The sequence below is a fragment of the Niastella yeongjuensis genome (assembly GCF_900110245.1).
GTDB lineage: Bacteria > Bacteroidota > Bacteroidia > Chitinophagales > Chitinophagaceae > Niastella > Niastella yeongjuensis.
The window spans coordinates 375,713-392,308 of the sequence record NZ_FOCZ01000002.1; the positions used below are offsets into that span (position 1 = coordinate 375,713).

General features: G+C 45.1%; 17 protein-coding genes. 13 read left to right on the forward strand and 4 right to left on the reverse strand.

The genetic code is table 11. The annotated features are described in order from the left end of the window. Positions 1 to 3: 3 nt before the first annotated feature. Complete coding sequence (arfB, locus tag BMX95_RS06240) at positions 4 to 411, reverse strand: alternative ribosome rescue aminoacyl-tRNA hydrolase ArfB (RefSeq protein WP_081201115.1); 408 nt, start codon at positions 409 to 411, stop codon at positions 4 to 6. A 31-nt stretch (positions 412 to 442) separates the two neighbouring features. On the opposite strand from arfB, the gene dtd reads away from it, so the two are divergent. From dtd to BMX95_RS06260, 4 genes are all read left to right on the forward strand, one after another. Next, the gene (gene dtd, locus BMX95_RS06245) at positions 443 to 895 is read left to right on the forward strand and encodes a D-aminoacyl-tRNA deacylase (protein ID WP_081201116.1); all 453 of its coding nucleotides are present in this window, start codon (positions 443 to 445) and stop codon (positions 893 to 895) included. Beyond that, positions 895 to 1,257, forward strand: a complete 363-nt coding sequence (locus tag BMX95_RS06250) for a nucleotide pyrophosphohydrolase (protein WP_081201117.1) — start codon at positions 895 to 897, stop codon at positions 1,255 to 1,257. Before dtd ends, BMX95_RS06250 begins: the two co-directional genes overlap by 1 nt. A 140-nt stretch (positions 1,258 to 1,397) precedes the next feature. Further along, positions 1,398 to 2,837 (forward strand): glycine--tRNA ligase, encoded by a 1,440-nt coding sequence (locus BMX95_RS06255; protein WP_081201118.1) that lies wholly within the window; start codon positions 1,398 to 1,400, stop codon positions 2,835 to 2,837. A 155-nt stretch (positions 2,838 to 2,992) separates the two neighbouring features. Beyond that, positions 2,993 to 3,235 (forward strand): hypothetical protein, encoded by a 243-nt coding sequence (locus tag BMX95_RS06260; protein ID WP_133053948.1) that lies wholly within the window; start codon positions 2,993 to 2,995, stop codon positions 3,233 to 3,235. A 126-nt stretch (positions 3,236 to 3,361) separates the two neighbouring features. Here BMX95_RS06260 and BMX95_RS06265 read toward each other — a convergent pair whose 3' ends face one another. Further along, on the reverse strand, positions 3,362 to 4,123 hold the full coding sequence (locus tag BMX95_RS06265; protein WP_081201120.1) for a ferredoxin--NADP reductase: 762 nt from the start codon (positions 4,121 to 4,123) through the stop codon (positions 3,362 to 3,364). A 292-nt stretch (positions 4,124 to 4,415) separates the two neighbouring features. On the opposite strand from BMX95_RS06265, the gene mfd reads away from it, so the two are divergent. Beyond that, the gene (gene mfd, locus BMX95_RS06270; RefSeq protein WP_081201121.1) at positions 4,416 to 7,856 is read left to right on the forward strand and encodes a transcription-repair coupling factor; all 3,441 of its coding nucleotides are present in this window, start codon (positions 4,416 to 4,418) and stop codon (positions 7,854 to 7,856) included. Positions 7,857 to 8,118: 262 nt separating this feature from the next. Continuing rightward, entirely contained in the window at positions 8,119 to 8,544 is a 426-nt protein-coding gene (locus BMX95_RS06275; RefSeq protein WP_081201122.1) for an endonuclease domain-containing protein, read from the forward strand. 84 nt (positions 8,545 to 8,628) lie between these two features. Here BMX95_RS06275 and BMX95_RS06280 read toward each other — a convergent pair whose 3' ends face one another. Then, positions 8,629 to 9,057 carry a GNAT family N-acetyltransferase gene (locus BMX95_RS06280; protein WP_081201123.1) on the reverse strand — a complete coding sequence of 143 codons (429 nt, stop codon included), beginning with the start codon at positions 9,055 to 9,057 and terminating at the stop codon, positions 8,629 to 8,631. Positions 9,058 to 9,319: 262 nt separating this feature from the next. Here BMX95_RS06280 and BMX95_RS06285 point away from each other — a divergent pair, with 262 nt between their 5' ends. The 5 genes from BMX95_RS06285 (at position 9,320) to BMX95_RS06305 (ending at position 14,041) form a co-directional block, all read left to right on the forward strand. Then, positions 9,320 to 9,556 carry an acyl carrier protein gene (locus BMX95_RS06285; protein ID WP_081146706.1) on the forward strand — a complete coding sequence of 79 codons (237 nt, stop codon included), beginning with the start codon at positions 9,320 to 9,322 and terminating at the stop codon, positions 9,554 to 9,556. A 104-nt stretch (positions 9,557 to 9,660) separates the two neighbouring features. After that, positions 9,661 to 10,914: a beta-ketoacyl-ACP synthase II gene (gene fabF, locus BMX95_RS06290; RefSeq protein ID WP_081201125.1), complete on the forward strand. Its 1,254-nt coding sequence runs from the start codon at positions 9,661 to 9,663 to the stop codon at positions 10,912 to 10,914. Positions 10,915 to 11,019: 105 nt separating this feature from the next. Beyond that, the gene (locus tag BMX95_RS06295) at positions 11,020 to 11,754 is read left to right on the forward strand and encodes a ribonuclease III family protein (RefSeq protein WP_242673166.1); all 735 of its coding nucleotides are present in this window, start codon (positions 11,020 to 11,022) and stop codon (positions 11,752 to 11,754) included. 515 nt (positions 11,755 to 12,269) lie between these two features. Next, the gene (locus BMX95_RS06300; protein WP_081201127.1) at positions 12,270 to 13,229 is read left to right on the forward strand and encodes a T9SS type A sorting domain-containing protein; all 960 of its coding nucleotides are present in this window, start codon (positions 12,270 to 12,272) and stop codon (positions 13,227 to 13,229) included. A gap of 209 nt (positions 13,230 to 13,438) precedes the next feature. Continuing rightward, positions 13,439 to 14,041 carry a MarR family winged helix-turn-helix transcriptional regulator gene (locus BMX95_RS06305; RefSeq protein WP_081201128.1) on the forward strand — a complete coding sequence of 201 codons (603 nt, stop codon included), beginning with the start codon at positions 13,439 to 13,441 and terminating at the stop codon, positions 14,039 to 14,041. 154 nt (positions 14,042 to 14,195) lie between these two features. Here the strand turns inward: BMX95_RS06305 and mce are convergent, their stop codons facing one another. Further along, positions 14,196 to 14,609, reverse strand: coding sequence for a methylmalonyl-CoA epimerase (gene mce, locus BMX95_RS06310; protein WP_081201129.1), 414 nt, complete (start codon positions 14,607 to 14,609; stop codon positions 14,196 to 14,198). Positions 14,610 to 14,845: 236 nt separating this feature from the next. Between mce and BMX95_RS06315 the strand changes: the two genes are divergently transcribed. Beyond that, positions 14,846 to 16,012 carry an IscS subfamily cysteine desulfurase gene (locus BMX95_RS06315; protein ID WP_081201130.1) on the forward strand — a complete coding sequence of 389 codons (1,167 nt, stop codon included), beginning with the start codon at positions 14,846 to 14,848 and terminating at the stop codon, positions 16,010 to 16,012. An 80-nt stretch (positions 16,013 to 16,092) separates the two neighbouring features. Beyond that, a complete protein-coding gene (locus tag BMX95_RS06320) occupies positions 16,093 to 16,425 on the forward strand; it encodes a HesB/IscA family protein (RefSeq protein WP_081201798.1) in 333 nt (110 codons plus the stop codon). The last annotated feature ends 171 nt before the right edge of the window (positions 16,426 to 16,596 follow it).

Genomic DNA, 16,596 nt, shown 5'->3' on the forward strand with positions numbered 1-16,596 from the left:
CGCTTACAAATCGCCGGGTCGGATTTTTCGACGATTGTTTTTGTGTTGTGATTGTTTCTGTTTTGTTTCGAGCCGCTTTTCTTTAGCTGCTTTCGAAGGTTTTGTGGCGATCCTTTTTATTTCTTTCTTTAATGCCTGTCCTAATAACGCATTCATTTTTTTTACCACTTCTCCCTTGTTCTGCAACTGGCTGCGGTGAATCTGGCTCTTCACTTGCAAAAATCCTTCCGAATTTATCTTTGCAGCCAATTTCTTTTGAACAATCGCTTTTTGCTGTTCACTTAAAATCAGTGAATTAGATATGTGAAAATATCCTTCCACCATGGTCTCTACCTTATTTACGTTCTGCCCCCCTTTTCCACCGCTGCGTGCAGTTTGAAATGCTATTTCTTTTGAAACATCTATCTTCATTGCACAAAGGTAAAATTAATTTATAGGTACTATGCGAGCGGTAATACAACGGGTAACTTCGGCGAATGTTGTGATCAATGATAAGGTACGGTCATCTATTTCAAAGGGTTTACTCATTTTAGTAGGAATTGAAGACAGCGATACCACCGAAGATGTTATTTGGCTGAGTGGTAAAGTGGTTAATATGCGGATTTTTAATGATGCGGCCGGTGTTATGAATGAGTCGGTAACAGACCAGGGCGGCGATATACTGGTAGTAAGCCAGTTTACCCTCCATGCCTCTACGAAAAAAGGAAACCGGCCATCGTATATCAGGGCATCAAAACCACCAGTGGCCATCCCGTTATATGAGCAGTTTGTGCAACAGCTGCAAACAGACCTGGGCAAACCGGTATTTACCGGCGAATTTGGCGCCGATATGAAAGTATCCCTTTTAAATGATGGGCCTGTTACGATAGTAATAGACACAAAAAATAAAGAATAATGTTAATAAAAGAAGCGCAGCAACAAGTTGACCACTGGATAAAAACAGTTGGGGTAAGATATTTCAGCGAACTAACCAATATGGCTATTCTCACAGAAGAGGTAGGGGAGCTGGCCCGGCATATGGCACGTATATACGGAGACCAGTCTTATAAGAAAGATGAACAATCTCCCTTCCGCCAGCCGGCGGAGAGGGCCGGGGAGGGGCCTCTGGCCGATGAAATGGCCGATGTATTATGGGTGCTTATTTGCATGGCCAACCAAACCGGGATTGACCTTACCGACGCGCTGGAAAAGAATTTCGAGAAAAAGAATATCCGCGACGCCACCCGGCACAAAGACAATGAAAAATTGAAAGGATAGCTATCCTACCCCCTAAAGAAAAAATGCAAAGTGCATTGAAACCGCCTTTGCCAGAAAACCGGAAGTACCTGTCCGATTTATAAGTTTCCTTGTCAACTTGTTAACTCTATTAACCGATCAACTATTATATTTGCATCCTTATGGCAACAGATAACAACAGGTTCCAGGCAATAATTGCGCATTGTAAAGAGTATGGATTTATTTTTCAGTCCAGTGAAATATACGACGGCCTCAGTGCCGTATATGACTACGGTCAGTGGGGCAGCGAGCTCAAGAAAAATATCCGTGACTACTGGTGGAAGAGCATGACCCAGCTGCATGAGAACATTGTTGGTATCGACGCGGCCATTTTTATGCACCCCACCACCTGGAAGGCCAGTGGGCACGTGGATAATTTCAGCGATCCCATGATCGATAATAAAGACAGCAAAAAACGCTATCGCGTTGACCACCTGATAGAGGCAAAAGCTGATGAGTGGGAAAAAGAAGGCAAAAAAGCAGAAGCCGACGCCCTGTTGGCCGACATGGATAAATTGCTGGCAGCCAGTGACCACGAAGGTTTAAAAAAGCTCATAGAAGATAATAAAATAAAATGTTCGGTAAGCGGTACCGCCAACTGGACTGAAGTTCGTCAGTTTAACCTGATGTTCAGCACCCAGCTCGGAAGTGTATCGGAAGATGCCAGTGAAATATACCTGCGTCCCGAAACGGCTCAGGGTATTTTCGTAAACTTCCTGAACGTACAAAAAACCGGCCGCATGAAAATACCATTTGGTATTGCACAAACCGGTAAGGCTTTCCGCAACGAGATCGTAGCCCGTCAGTTCATTTTCCGCATGCGCGAGTTTGAGCAAATGGAAATGCAGTTCTTTATTCGCCCCGGCTCTCAGAAAGAGTGGTACGAATACTGGAAAGAAGCACGGATGAAATGGCACCTGAGCCTGGGTATTCCAAAAGAAAAATTCCGTTTCCACGATCACGTAAAACTTGCTCACTATGCCGATGCGGCTTGCGATATCGAATATGAATTCCCAATAGGCTTTAAAGAGCTGGAAGGCATTCACTCCCGCACTGACTTCGATTTGCGTAATCACCAGGAGTACAGCAAAAAGAAAATGCAGTACTTCGATGCAGAGATCAATCAAAACTATATTCCATATGTAGTGGAAACTTCAGTGGGGCTCGATAGAACATTCATGATGATCATGAGTGAGGCTTATACTGAAGAAGACCTGAGCACTGCCGACAAGCAGGATAGCCGGGTGGTATTGAAATTCCCGCCTAAATTAGCCCCCATTAAACTGGCAATTTTACCATTGGTGAAAAAAGATGGTTTACCTGAAATTGCCCGTGAGATCATGGACGAGTGCAAACCGCATTTCCGTTGTTTTTATGAAGAAAAAGACACCATCGGAAAGCGTTACCGTCGTATGGACGCAATTGGTACACCGTTTTGTATTACAATTGATAAGCAAACCAAAGAAGATGGAACAGTAACAATCCGTCACCGCGATTCTATGCAACAGGATCGTATTCCTGCCAGCCAGGTTAGAGAACTGGTGCAGAAGTACCTTGTTTAGTAGCAGCTTAAATATTTAATTAATTGAGATGTTTTTTTAGGAAAACTACTCTTTTAAATTATTGTTAAGCGTGTATTTTTGTAAGAACCTAAAAAACCAGGGGAGATGGAAGTACTATGCTCTTAATCAAACTGTCAATCAACGTAACTATGCTGTTGGGCGCTATTGTAGTAGCCTTTGCTGCCGGATTCCTGCTCCGCGGCGCACAGCTTAGAAAACAAAAAAGCAGGGTTTGCGAATTGGAGAAGGAAATGATGACAAGCCATTCTGAAATTCTTGATTTACACAAAGAAAAACTGGCATTGGAAAAACAGCTGAAAGGTGCATCAAACATTCCGGTGATACCTATAACAGCTAAAGAAGAGAAGAAATCAGACAAATCCACAGGTTCAAAGTAAGCCCTCAGTCCTTCGTATTCGCATTTTTGTCCTTTACCCGCACTTATTTAAGACAACATCCTTTGTAATTATCCCCCGGGAGTCATTCTTATTGTCATCGGTACACTGGTGGCAAATGTGATACTTTTATCCATACAGTTCCAGGTGAATGGTTTTACGATCATAACCCAGGTCCTGAATGCGTTGTTTTGCCTCATCGATCATGTTTTTCCAGCCGCATAAATAAAAATAGGCTGGTTTCATGGCTGCTGGGCCGGCACTTGTTTGTGCACTTCCCCTGATTATTTCCTCATAGATGGAATGCACATATCCCGTGCGTATCAAATGGTTATAATTTTCAGGCACTTCCCGGGAATAGGTAGGCAGGTATTGAAAGCTGGTCACTTTTTCCGACAGCTCCTGTAATTCCTTACCATACAGGTTATCGGTTAACTTTCTGCAGCCGAAGATCAGGTAAATGTTCTGGTGGGTGATGTTATGGTTTAAAATATGATGCAGCATCGACCTGAAGGGGGCAATGCCCGTTCCGGTACAAATAAAGAACAGGTCGCGGTCAATGGGTTCGGGCAGGGTGAATTTGCCTTGTGGGCCGCGAAAGGTTAGTGGGTCGCCTTCTTTTACCTCATTAAAAAGCCAGGTAGTGCCCGCGCCACCTTCCAGTAAAACAATCACCAGTTCAAATACATTGGAGCCATCGGGCCAGGAGGCGATGGAATAACTGCGCCATCGCTTATTGGGTTTTTCATGAATGGGCATGTCGAGGGTCACAAACTGACCCGGTTCAAAATCGAATGCGGGCATTTCAGGCACTTCTATCCAATACCTTCTGGTGTTACTGGTTTCATTTACAATGCGAATCACTTTTCCGGTGTGCCAGGTTAATGACATATGGCTTGCAATTTTTTAGATACCTGTTTAAGTTACTGGATTTATTTTGAAAGGCAATAGGCAACTGGAAAAGGCAGAAGGCAGAGGGCAGAAGGCAGAGGGCAGAGGGCAGAAGGCAGAGATAAAAGGTAGTAGAAAAAGGGCCCTTCTATGTTCTTCGGCGTACGCGGTCGGCGAGCGAAGCCCCCTATCAACCCAATCAACTTCGTACTTTATTTCCCAAACCAACTATTCGCCATTAACCTGTCAACTTGTTAACCCGTCAACTTTCCATACCTTTGCGTCCGCTGATATGAATTTGCAGGAGTTGCTCGATAAATATAAAAATAACCCCCGCCTTTTTTCCCTGGCGGACAGACTCTCTTTTGCCCAACCTCAACAGGTTTTTTGTAAGAATCTACATGGCAGTGCATCGGCCTTTGTGATTGGCACTATTTTCCAGCACGAAGCCAGCAGCCAGCTCAACCACGTTATCGTTTGTGAAGATTCTGAATCAGCTGCTTACATGCACAATACGCTGGAAAACCTGACCCAGGCGCTGAATCTCTTTTTCTTCCCCACCTCCTTTAAGAACAGAAAGAATTTCCGGTTGCTCAACTCGTCGCACGTTATGTTGCGAACAGAAGCGCTTACCCGGTTTTCTTCACCCCTGGCCGGCAGCAACCGCGTGGGTGCCCTCATCACTTATCCGGAGGCCTTGTTTGAAAAAGTGGTACTGCCTAAAACCCTGGCCGGTAACATCATTTACTTAAAATCAGGTGACTCCATAGACGTGGAAGCGCTGTTGCGTCAGCTGGTTGATTACGGCTTTTCAACTACCGACTTCGTATACGAACCCGGACAGTTCGCTTTACGCGGCGGTATTCTCGATATTTATTCATTCGGTAATGAAAAACCATATCGGATTGAATTGTTTGGCAATGATGTGGACTCCATCCGCATCTTTGATCCGGAAACCCAGCTGAGCGAGCGGAAATTGCTACAGGTAAGCATCATCCCTAATGTGGAGACCCAGTTCGACGAGGATGCCAAGATCTCCCTGTTCGATTTTCTGCCCGAAAACACCGTGTACTGGTTCCAGGACTGGGAGCTTACCAAAGAAAGATTGCTCACCCAGGAAGAAGACCTGCACCTGTTTCTGGAAATGCAGGCCAATAACACCGTGCCCAAAGAGGCGGTGGAGGAAGAAGACAAAACAATAAAGACCAGCATAAAGGCCGATGAGTTTATTACCGGTTCGCTTAAACAACAATTGGCCAACCGGCACCTGGTAGAGTTCGGCTATCAATCAGGTTTTATGGAGGATAGTGAGCCCACTCACCACTCACCACTCACCATTGACTTTGCTACCAAAGATCAGCCGGCCTTCAACCGCCAGTTCGATCTGCTGATAAAAGACCTGAAGTCGTGGGAAGCAAAGAAATTCAGTTTGTATTTGTTTGCAGAAAACCCGCGGCAGTTAGAACGGTTGAACAGCATTTTTGAAGACCTGAAAGCGGGTATTCAGTTTACGCCGGTTCCCACCAGCATACACCAGGGATTTATTGATGAAGACCTGAAAGTGATCTGTTATACCGATCACCAGATCTTTCAGCGTTACCATAAATACAAGGTTAAACAGGCTTATAATAAGAACAAGGCCATAACCCTGCGTACCCTGCGCGAATTGCAGCCGGGCGATTACGTTACCCACATTGACCATGGGGTAGGTATTTACAGCGGACTGCAAAAGCTGGAATCGAACGGCAAAATGCAGGAAGCCGTACGCATCATTTACCGCGACAGCGATATTTTGTATGTGAACATCAATTCACTGCACAAAATATCCAAGTACACCGGTAAGGAAGGAAGTGTGCCCAAGGTGAACAAACTGGGCAGCGATGCCTGGAACAAGCTGAAAGAAAAAACCAAAACAAAGGTTAAGGAAATTGCCTTTGACCTTATTACGCTGTACGCACAACGTAAGGCGCAACAGGGCTTTCAGCATGCACCCGATAATTACATGCAAACCGAGCTGGAAGCTTCCTTTATTTATGAGGATACGCCCGATCAAAGCAGGGCTACAGCCGATGTAAAGAAAGATATGGAGTCGCCATCGCCGATGGACCGGCTGGTGTGCGGCGATGTGGGTTTTGGAAAAACAGAGATCGCCATCCGGGCTGCATTCAAAAGCTGTTGCGATGGAAAACAGGCAGCCATACTGGTGCCCACCACCATCCTGGCATTCCAGCATTATAAAACATTCAGCGAGCGCCTGAAAGATTTCCCGGTAACGGTGGATTATGTAAACCGGTTCAAATCGACCAAAGAAAAAAAGGAAACCTTAAAGCGGCTCGAAGAAGGAAAAATAGACATCATCATTGGTACCCATGCCCTGTTAGGCAAGGAGGTTAAATACAAAGACCTGGGTATCCTGGTTGTGGATGAAGAACAGAAATTTGGGGTAGCGCATAAAGAAAAGATCAAGACCCTGCGTACCAATGTGGACTGTTTAACCTTAACGGCAACGCCTATTCCCCGTACGTTACAGTTTAGTTTAATGGGCGCACGCGACCTGAGTATTATGAATACCCCGCCGCCCAACCGGCAACCCATACAAACCGAAGTACAGGTATTTAACCACGACTTCATCCGGGATGCCATCTATTACGAAACGGAGCGGGGCGGACAGGTATTCTTTATTCATAACCGCGTACAGGGATTGTCAGAAATGGCCGCCCTTATTCAGGGTTTGTGTCCCGACCTGAGCATTGGCTTTGCCCATGGACAACTGGAAGGACATATTCTCGAAGAACGTATTCTTGACTTCATTGATAAAAAGTACGACGTACTTATTTGTACCAATATCGTGGAGAGCGGGGTGGATATACCCAACGTAAATACCATCATCATCAACAACGCCCACCATTTTGGCTTAAGCGATCTGCACCAATTACGGGGCAGGGTAGGGCGCAGCAATAAAAAAGCATTCTGTTACCTGCTGGCGCCACCCATGAGCACCCTGCCGCCCGATTCCAGAAAGCGTTTACAAACGCTGGAACAGCACAGTGAGCTGGGCAGCGGCTTCCAGATAGCCATGCGCGACCTGGATATTCGTGGGGCAGGAAACCTGTTAGGTGGTGAACAAAGCGGCTTTATGGCCGAGATAGGTTTTGAAATGTACCAGAAGGTACTGGAAGAAGCCATCAAGGAATTAAAGCGTACACAGTTCAGGGAATTGTTCAAGGCAGAGATCTCCAAACAGGAAGATTATGTGCAGGATTGCACCATCGATACCGATCTGGAGATACTGATCCCCGATAGCTATGTAGAAAGCATCACCGAACGGTTAACGTTATATACCCGGTTGGATAATTGCGACAATGAAGAAGAGCTGCAGGCGTTTGCCCTGGAGCTGCAGGACCGGTTTGGCCCAATACCACAGCAGGTAGAAGATTTATTTGATACCGTGCGTGTGCGCCGGCTGGCCGTAGAACTGGGCTTTGAAAAAATGTTGTTGAAAGACGATACCCTGCGGTGTTATTTCATCAATAAAGCCGACTCACCTTATTTTGAGTCGAACATTTTCCACAACATCCTCACCTTTATTCAAACCAAAACGAATAAAGCCCGCTTGAAACAGAACGGGAAACTATTTATGCTGGTGGTAGCAGATATGGGCTCCATGCAAAAGATGGTTCGTTTCCTGTCACAAATGAAGGAGTTTGTAACCAGCGAGGAGGCTACGGCGTAGGAATTTATCCCCTACTCAGAAGGGTTGGTCGACGTTTTATCCCCTCCTGGGAGGGGTAGGGGTGTAGGCGTTTTATCCCCTCCCGTGAGGAGTAGGGGTGGGTAGGCGTTTTATCTCCTTCCGTGAGGAGTAGGGGTGGGTAGGCGTTTTATCCCCTCCTGGGAGGGGTAGGGGTGGGTAGGCGTTTTATCCCCTCCTGGGAGGGGTAGGGGTGGGTTGAATCTCTGATTTGTAGGAAGAAAAAACTTAAAAGACTTACGAAATGAAACGTAAAATTCTTCCATACAATCCTGCATTAAAAGAGCTGGCAAGAAAACTCCGAACGAATATGACTTTCTCCGAAGTGAAATTATGGGATGCATTGAAGGATGGAAATATGCTGGAGTATGACTTTGACCGGCAAAGACCCATTGGTAACTACATAGTTGATTTTTATTGTAAGGATTTGATGTTGGCTATAGAAATTGATGGAATTACGCACAGCTTTGAAGATGTTTGCGTAAAAGACACGAACAGGCAAGAAGAACTGGAATGCTTAGGGGTGAAGTTTTTGCGATTTAATGCCTTGCAAGTCGTTAATGATATAACCAACGTTTGCCGTGCTATTGAATACTGGATAATAGATTTTGAGGAAAAGCATGGCATTCCTGACCACATACAGAAAAAAAGAAACAAAGGAACTTCTTAATCCTCTTCTCGCGAAATTTCAACCCACCCCTGCCCCCCAAGGAGGGGATAAAACATTAAATCCCCATTAGACTTCCATTAAAACTCAGAGTAATTTCTCCATTATATAGTGAGGGATGGTAACCTCTTCAAATTCCTGGCCCGTTATGCGGTAGCCAAGCTTTTCATAAAAGCCTATGGCTGTTTTGCGGGCATGCATGGTTATTTTCTGGAAACCGCGGTCGCGGGCTATGTTTTCGGCAAATTGCATCAGGGCCCGGCCAATGCCTTTACCCTGCAGGTTGTTTAATACGGCCATCTGGCGCAACCGAACGGAATTAGGGGCCTCCATTATAAGCATACAGCAGCCCAGCATCTTTTCTTCCTCAAAGGCGCCTATCAGGATCTCCTCTTTTTCCAGTTCCAGTTCTTCGGGGGTAAATTGCAATCCCAGCGGTCTGCGTAGGATCTCATTACGCAGATTAACCATTTGCTGGTACTCCCGGGAACCGTGATCTATTATTTTTAAAGCCATGCCGACTAATTGGGTAGTGCGCTGCAATATAAGGATTTACCGCATATCTGCCCCTATTCCCCCTATGAAAAATAAAAGCGCCTGGTTTAGCATAAACTTGCCCATATTCCGTTTATGGTGGCTCCGCTGGCTGTGGAGGGGGCGGGATTTTACAATAAAAGTCGTAAATCACAAAATATTAACAAGATTAATTAAAAACCAGGCTTTTATTGTCATTATTCCAAAATCTATATTTTTGCAGCCGTAACTAAACTTTACAAAAATGTCAGACATCGCAACAAGAGTTAAAAAGATCATTGTTGATAAGCTTGGTGTAGAAGAAGCAGAAGTTACCAATGAGGCTTCTTTCACCAATGATTTAGGTGCCGATTCTCTCGACACCGTGGAATTAATTATGGAATTTGAAAAGGAGTTCAATATTTCCATCCCTGATGAACAGGCCGAAACAATTACCACTGTTGGCCAGGCTGTTGCTTACTTAGAAGAGCATGCTAAGTAATTTGAATTTTGTAGATCAGGTGCAATAAATTAAATCCGCTTTCGATAGCTGGGCGCATGCTGCGAAAGCGGATTTCTTACTTAAAACTCCCTCTGGCAAGAGCTATGCAATTGAAACGAGTTGTTGTAACCGGAATTGGTGCCCTTACACCTATCGGAAATAATTTAGAAGAATATTGGAACGGACTCATTAATGGAGTATCCGGTGCCGATTTTATTACCCAGTTTGATGCTTCAAAATTCAAAACACGCTTTGCCTGCGAGTTAAAGAATTTCGACCCGTTGAATTATCTGGACCGAAAAGAAGTCAAGAGAATCGACCGTTTTACCCAAACTGCTATCATTTCAAGTGATCAGGCAGTATTGGACGCCGGCATTAATAAAGATAATGTCAACGTTGACCGGGTAGGCGTTGTATTTGCAAGTGGCATCGGTGGTTTAATTACCTTCCAGGAAGAAGTGGTAAACTTCGCCAAAGGTGATGGCACCCCCCGCTACAATCCATTCTTCATTCCAAAAATGATCCTGGATATTGCAGCTGGTCATATCTCCATGCGACATGGCTTCCGTGGTCCTAATTTTGCGGTAGTAAGTGCCTGCGCTTCTTCTACCAACGCCATTATGGATGCATTTAACCTCATCAGGTTAGGCAAGGCAGATATCATTTTAACCGGTGGTGCTGAAAGTGTTATCAGCGAAGCCGGGGTAGGTGGTTTCAATGCCATGAAAGCCCTGAGCGAGCGTAACGATGATCCAAAATCGGCTAGCCGCCCCTACGACAAAGACCGTGATGGCTTTGTTATGGGAGAAGGTTCCGGTGTATTGGTTGTGGAAGAATTGGAGCATGCCCTGAAACGGGGAGCAAAAATTTATTGCGAAATTGCTGGTTGCGGTGCTACTGCTGATGCGCATCATATTACGGCCCCGCATCCCGAAGGTTTAGGCGCTAAAAATGTAATGTTGGTTGCTTTTGAAGACGCCGGCATGAAGCCCGAGGATATTGACTATGTTAATACCCATGGAACTTCAACCCCGCTGGGCGATATTGCAGAAATAAAAGCAATCACCGATGTTTTTGGCGAACATGCCTTTAAAGTAAACATCAGTTCTACAAAATCCATGACGGGTCACTGTTTGGGCGCCGCCGGGGTGATAGAAGCAATTGCCTGTATCCAGGCTGTGGTACACAACATCGTACCGCCTACTATCAACCATTTTACCGACGACCCTGAGCTCGACTCCAGATTAAATTTCACCTTTGAAAAAGCCCAGCAGCGAACTGTACGTGCTGCATTAAGTAATACTTTTGGGTTTGGAGGGCATAACGCCTGCGTAATCGTGAAAAAATTTGAAGCGTAGCTTTATACGCAATGTTGTTGAAATACTATCAAAGATTTTGATGATTGCGGAGTCCGGCCCTATTATGATTTTTTGGCTTAATGAAAAATTTGTAGATTGACAATTGTGGGAATCCTGGACCGCTTTTTAGGCAAAGAAGAGAATCTTTCTTTTAAAAAGAATCTGCGCAATGTACTGGGTTTTACCCCGGGCAAGCTCGCATTATATAAGGCTGCCCTTACCCATAGGTCGGTAAGGGATAGTGCCGATGAAAATAATGAACGGCTCGAATACCTCGGAGACGCCATTCTCAGTGGAATCGTAGCTGATTTTCTCTTTAAAAAATATCCTTACAAAGAAGAAGGCTTCCTTACCGAAATGCGGTCCAAAATGGTGAACCGGAATAAACTCAATGAGATCGCCATCAAAATGGGTTTAAAAAAGATCACCTTCTACAATAAGTTCGACAATTCCCTTAAAATGAGCCAGATCTTTGGTAATACCCTCGAAGCAGTGGTAGGCGCCATTTATCTGGACCGGGGTTTTAGTAAAACCAAACAATGGGTGTTTGAATGCATCATTATCCCCCATTTGTATATGGAAGACCTGGAAAACCTCGAGATCAACCATAAAAATAAATTATACGGCTGGGCCAATAAAAATGGTAAGAACCTCGAGTTCGAAACCCTCGACGAACGCATAGAAGGCGGCCGTCGCCTGTTTACCATTGGCGCCGTAGTAGATGGCGAACTCCTCGCTGAAGGCAAAGCCTATAATAAAAAAGACGCCAGTCAAATAGCCGCCGCCATCGCCATCGATAAACTCGGACTAAATAAAACTGCAGAGCCCGAAGAAGATTAGCTGTTAGCTTTTAGCCGTAAGCTGTAAGCCAATACAGCTTCAGGCTTCATCCGCCAAAGGCGGATACGCGCTTCCATAAGCAGCCGCAAGCGAGTTTCCGATTTTTCAGGCAACTGCACTTTCGGTAGCCCACTCACTACTCACTACTCACTACTCACTACTCACTTCCTCCCTGTCAACGTGTTAACTTGTTAACCGATCAACCGCCCTATCAACCTGCTAAACTCCCCTTAAAACCATTAGCCCCACGCCTAAAACCCTCTACTCCTCTCTAATCAATTCCCCTTATTGTAAAAATATTCCATGTATGGGAAAAAATCCGCATACTGGGCTAGTATTCACCGGTAGGAAATATGCTTTTTTTTGAGAATGTGGGAAACTATAAATGGCAAGTGACAGTCAATTAGATATAAGGATAAATACCCATTTCCGGCATCGTTATTTGCGTTCTTTTCAGCCATGCCGGAAAAAACAGGTACGTGGATTGGAAACAATAGATCAAATCTGTTTACCCCATGAAAGCCCTGCTCGTAACCCTATTTACTTTACTGATGGCTACCACCCTGATGGCAACCAGAAAAACGGCTACTAATGGTAGTTGGACCAGTAGCTCTACCTGGAGTCCGGCCGGAGCACCTGCAGATGGAGACACGCTCATAATTCCAAGTGGCGTTACCGTAACAGTGTCTGGCAACAACAAACTGGATAAGATAGTAATCATAGTAAGTGGGGTATTGGACCTTTCCACCAACGGCAAATTAGACCTGGATGACAAAAGCAAAATTTTCGTTCAAACCGGGGGAAAAATTATAGGGAATGGAAACAGTGATCAAATAAAACTTGGTTCTGATATTAAATGGAAAGGCGGAGATCCTCCGGTAATCGGCCCCAAGTATGCAGATGACGGCACTTCCGGTTTTGAACCATGGTCAGTGCTGGCCGCCAGCTTTCAATCGTTTTATGTAACCCGTCAGGGCGCCAATGTTCAGCTCAGCTGGTCAACCATTTCAGAATTGAACAATGCCTATTATGCAATAGAAAGAAGTACCGATTCCCGCACGTGGAAACAAATAGGCACGGTATCAGGCGCAGGTACAGCCAGCGTGGTTACCAAATACAGTTATACCGATAATAATATTACAGATGCTGTTGATTACTACCGCATACGTCAGGTTGACAAGATCGGAGGTGTTTCTTACTCGATCATCCGTGAAATAAACGACAATGAAAACAGTACGGTAGCCAACATCTATGCTTCTTTAAACAAAACAGTTATCATCGACTTTAACAGCGATGCAAAAGATAACGTTTCCATACAGTTGATAAACATGAGCGGACAGGTTATAGTGCGCAAAGAATTCAAACAGGCTTCTAACCGGCTTATCGTAGACGCGATGAGTGCCGGCTCCGGTGTGTATGCAGTACGGGTAAGTGATAGTAAAGGCTGGAGCGAGGTTAAGAAAATAGCATTGTAGGTTTAAATGGTCCTCATATTAGGTAAACAGTAATGGTTCCGCTGTGTCTACAGTGGAACTTTTTTTATTTCAGGCCAAACTATTTTTTAACATAACCAACACAGTTACAATTGCTTCTGATTTTTACCTCCGATTGTGTACTAATTATTAGTCTTTTTACCATTATATTCATCGGGTTAAGATTGTATCTTTAAGCGAATAGCTTTGCCATGTCAGCATTTGACCCGGAGCGTCATATTACTAATGTAGACTACAAGATAGTAGCCGCTTTGGAAAAAATTTCTGAGGTCTTTAGGGTTTTGTTATGGATGGAAGCAAAAGAACACAAGCTAAGCCCCATACAAATGCAGTTGCTGATATTTATCAAGTATCATAACTCCGATAAGCAACGCCGCATAGCCTCCATGGCCCGTGAGTTCAACATGACCAAGGCCACCATCAGCGATTCAATAAAAGTACTGGAACAAAAAGGGTTGATAGAAAGAGCTGATGACATGCTCGATTCCCGCAGTTTCAACTTTTCGCTTACCGATAAGGGCACTAAGTTAACCGGGATGATAGAAAATTTTACAAAACCACTGGATGGCGCCATTGCCACCCTGTCGCCCCAGCAAAAGAATGAGTTCCTGCTATCGGTACTCGATTTAATATACCGGTTGAATCAAAACGGTATTATTTCTACCCAGCGCATGTGTTATACCTGTTATTACTACAATGGCGACCGCCAGCAGACCCATTATTGTAACCTGATGCAAAACCCACTGGTGGTAGATGAACTGCGCATTGAATGCCCCGAGCATAAGACGGAGTAGATAAGTTGATCAGTTAACAAGTTGACACGTTAACAAGTTGATAGGTTAACAGGTTGACACGTTAATACGTTGACAGGGTTAATAGAGGGAGAAGTTAACCTGTTGATCAGTTAAGCTGTTTGCTTTGCCCGCCGGAGCCTTGGCGTAGGAGGGTCTACTGCCCACTGCCTTTTATCTCCATACACAATTCAATCAATACGCCATTTGTATTTTTAGGGTGGAGAAAGCACACCAGTTTATTATCCGCGCCCCGCTTGGGTTGTTCATTCAACAGCACAAAACCCTCACTCACCAGCCGTTTCATTTCAGCCTCGATATCTGCCACTTCAAAAGCAATATGATGAATGCCCTCGCCCTTTTTATCGATGAAGCGGGCAATAACCCCTTCGGCGCTGCTGCTTTCCAGCAATTCTATTTTGGTATCACCGGTTTTAAAAAAAGCGGTAGACACCTGTTCGCTTTCCACCCCCTCTGTTTTATAGCAGGGCGTATTCAATAGTTTTTCAAACAGGGGAATCGATACCGATAATTCCCGAACGGCAATACCAATGTGTTCAACTTTCAGCATATCAGGTTGTTATTTCTTTATAAAGAAAACAAATTTAAAGGAATGGACTGTAGGAAGAAGATTGTCTGGTCGGTTGGTGCATTTGTAATGTAAAGAAACTGTTGCAAGTTACAGGTTGCAGGGGCCGGTTACCAGTTACAGGTAACCCGTCACTGGGAGGCTAAATCATAGTCGCGAACCTGAAACCTGAAACCGCATCCTGAAACCACCTAATTTTGTATTGAAAACAAGTGACCATGCTAAAGTTGCCCATCTATCTCGATCACAACGCTACCACACCCTGCGATCCGCGGGTGATGGAAGTGATGTTGCCTTATTTCACCGAGCAGTTTGGCAATGCGGCCAGTCGCACCCATTCCTTTGGCTGGCAGGCTGAAGAAGCGGTAGATTATGCCCGGGAACAGGTGGCCCGGCTTATTGGGGCCGAACCGAAAGAGATCATCTTTACCTCGGGCGCTACCGAAGGCGATAACCTGGCCATAAAAGGCGTGTTTGAAATGTATGCCGTTAAGGGCAACCACATTATAACCTGTGTTACCGAACACAAAGCCGTGCTGGATACCTGTAAGCATATAGAAAAACTGGGTGGAACCGTCACCTATTTACCCGTAGATAAAGAAGGACTGATAGACCTGCAACAGCTGGAAGCGGCCATCACGCCCCGCACTGTTCTCATTGCCATTATGTACGCCAATAACGAAACGGGTACCATTCAGCCTGTAAAGGCGATAGGGGCCCTGGCAAAAAAGCACAACGTGTTGTTCTTTACCGATGCCACCCAGGCCGTAGGTAAAATACCGGTTGATGTAATAAAAGACGGGATCGACATCCTTACCTGCAGCGCCCATAAATTATACGGACCAAAAGGGGTAGGGGCGATATATGTCCGAAGGAAGAATCCCCGCGTACGGTTAACCGCCCAAATGGATGGCGGCGGCCACGAAAAAGGAATGCGCAGCGGTACCCTGAACGTACCTGGGATTGCCGGTTTTGGAAAGGCCGCCGATATCTGCCGCCAGCAGCTGGATTCAGATGCCGAACGCATGAGCCACCTGCGTAATAAACTCGAAAATGCCCTGTTACAACTGGATGCTACATCTGTAAATGGCAGCCAACAACACCGCCTGCCCCATGTAGCCAATATATCGTTTAACTTTGTAAATGGCGATGGGCTCATGATGGGTTTGAACAAAGAAATAGCCCTTTCATCGGGGGCAGCCTGTACCAGCGCCTCCATGGAACCCAGTTATGTGCTGAAAGCCCTGGGAGTGGAAGATGAGCTGGCACATAGTTCCTTGCGCTTCTCCATCGGCAGATATACTACCGAAGAGCAGATCAACTATGTGATAGAAAAAGTTAAAAAAACTGTAGAGCAGCTGAGGGCCAGCCAGTTAGCGGGTTAAAATACAACCAGTAAGGCTTGGAAACAGGCATTTAATTGGTTATCTTTAAACAAACGGATTATAAAAAGCGTTATAAGAATATGATTTTCGTAAGCGATTTAGCAAAAGAAAGAGTAGACAAACTGATGCTGGAATCTTCACAAACTGCTGAAGCCGGCTATTTTCTGCGGGTATCAGTAGTAGGTGGCGGTTGTTCAGGTCTTAGCTATAAAATGGATTTTGACAACCAGTCAAAACCCGGCGACCAGGTATTTGAAGACAAAGGCCTGAAAGTAGTTACCGATATGAAGAGCTTTTTGTACCTGTTCAATACCACCCTGGAGTTTTCTGAAGGGTTGAATGGTAAAGGGTTTTACTTCAATAACCCCAATGCCAGCCGTACCTGCGCCTGCGGCGAAAGCTTCTCTGTATAAGCCAGATAGTACATTACTTCTAATATAGTTCGCCCCGGTCCCGGTTAGGGTCCGGGGCTTTTTCATGCCGGTATCGTTCCGGATTTATTCACTTTTCCTTGTTGTAACACCCATATTTCGCATGTATTCCGTATATGTTTCGTATCTATAAAGGAACGGGACATATACGGG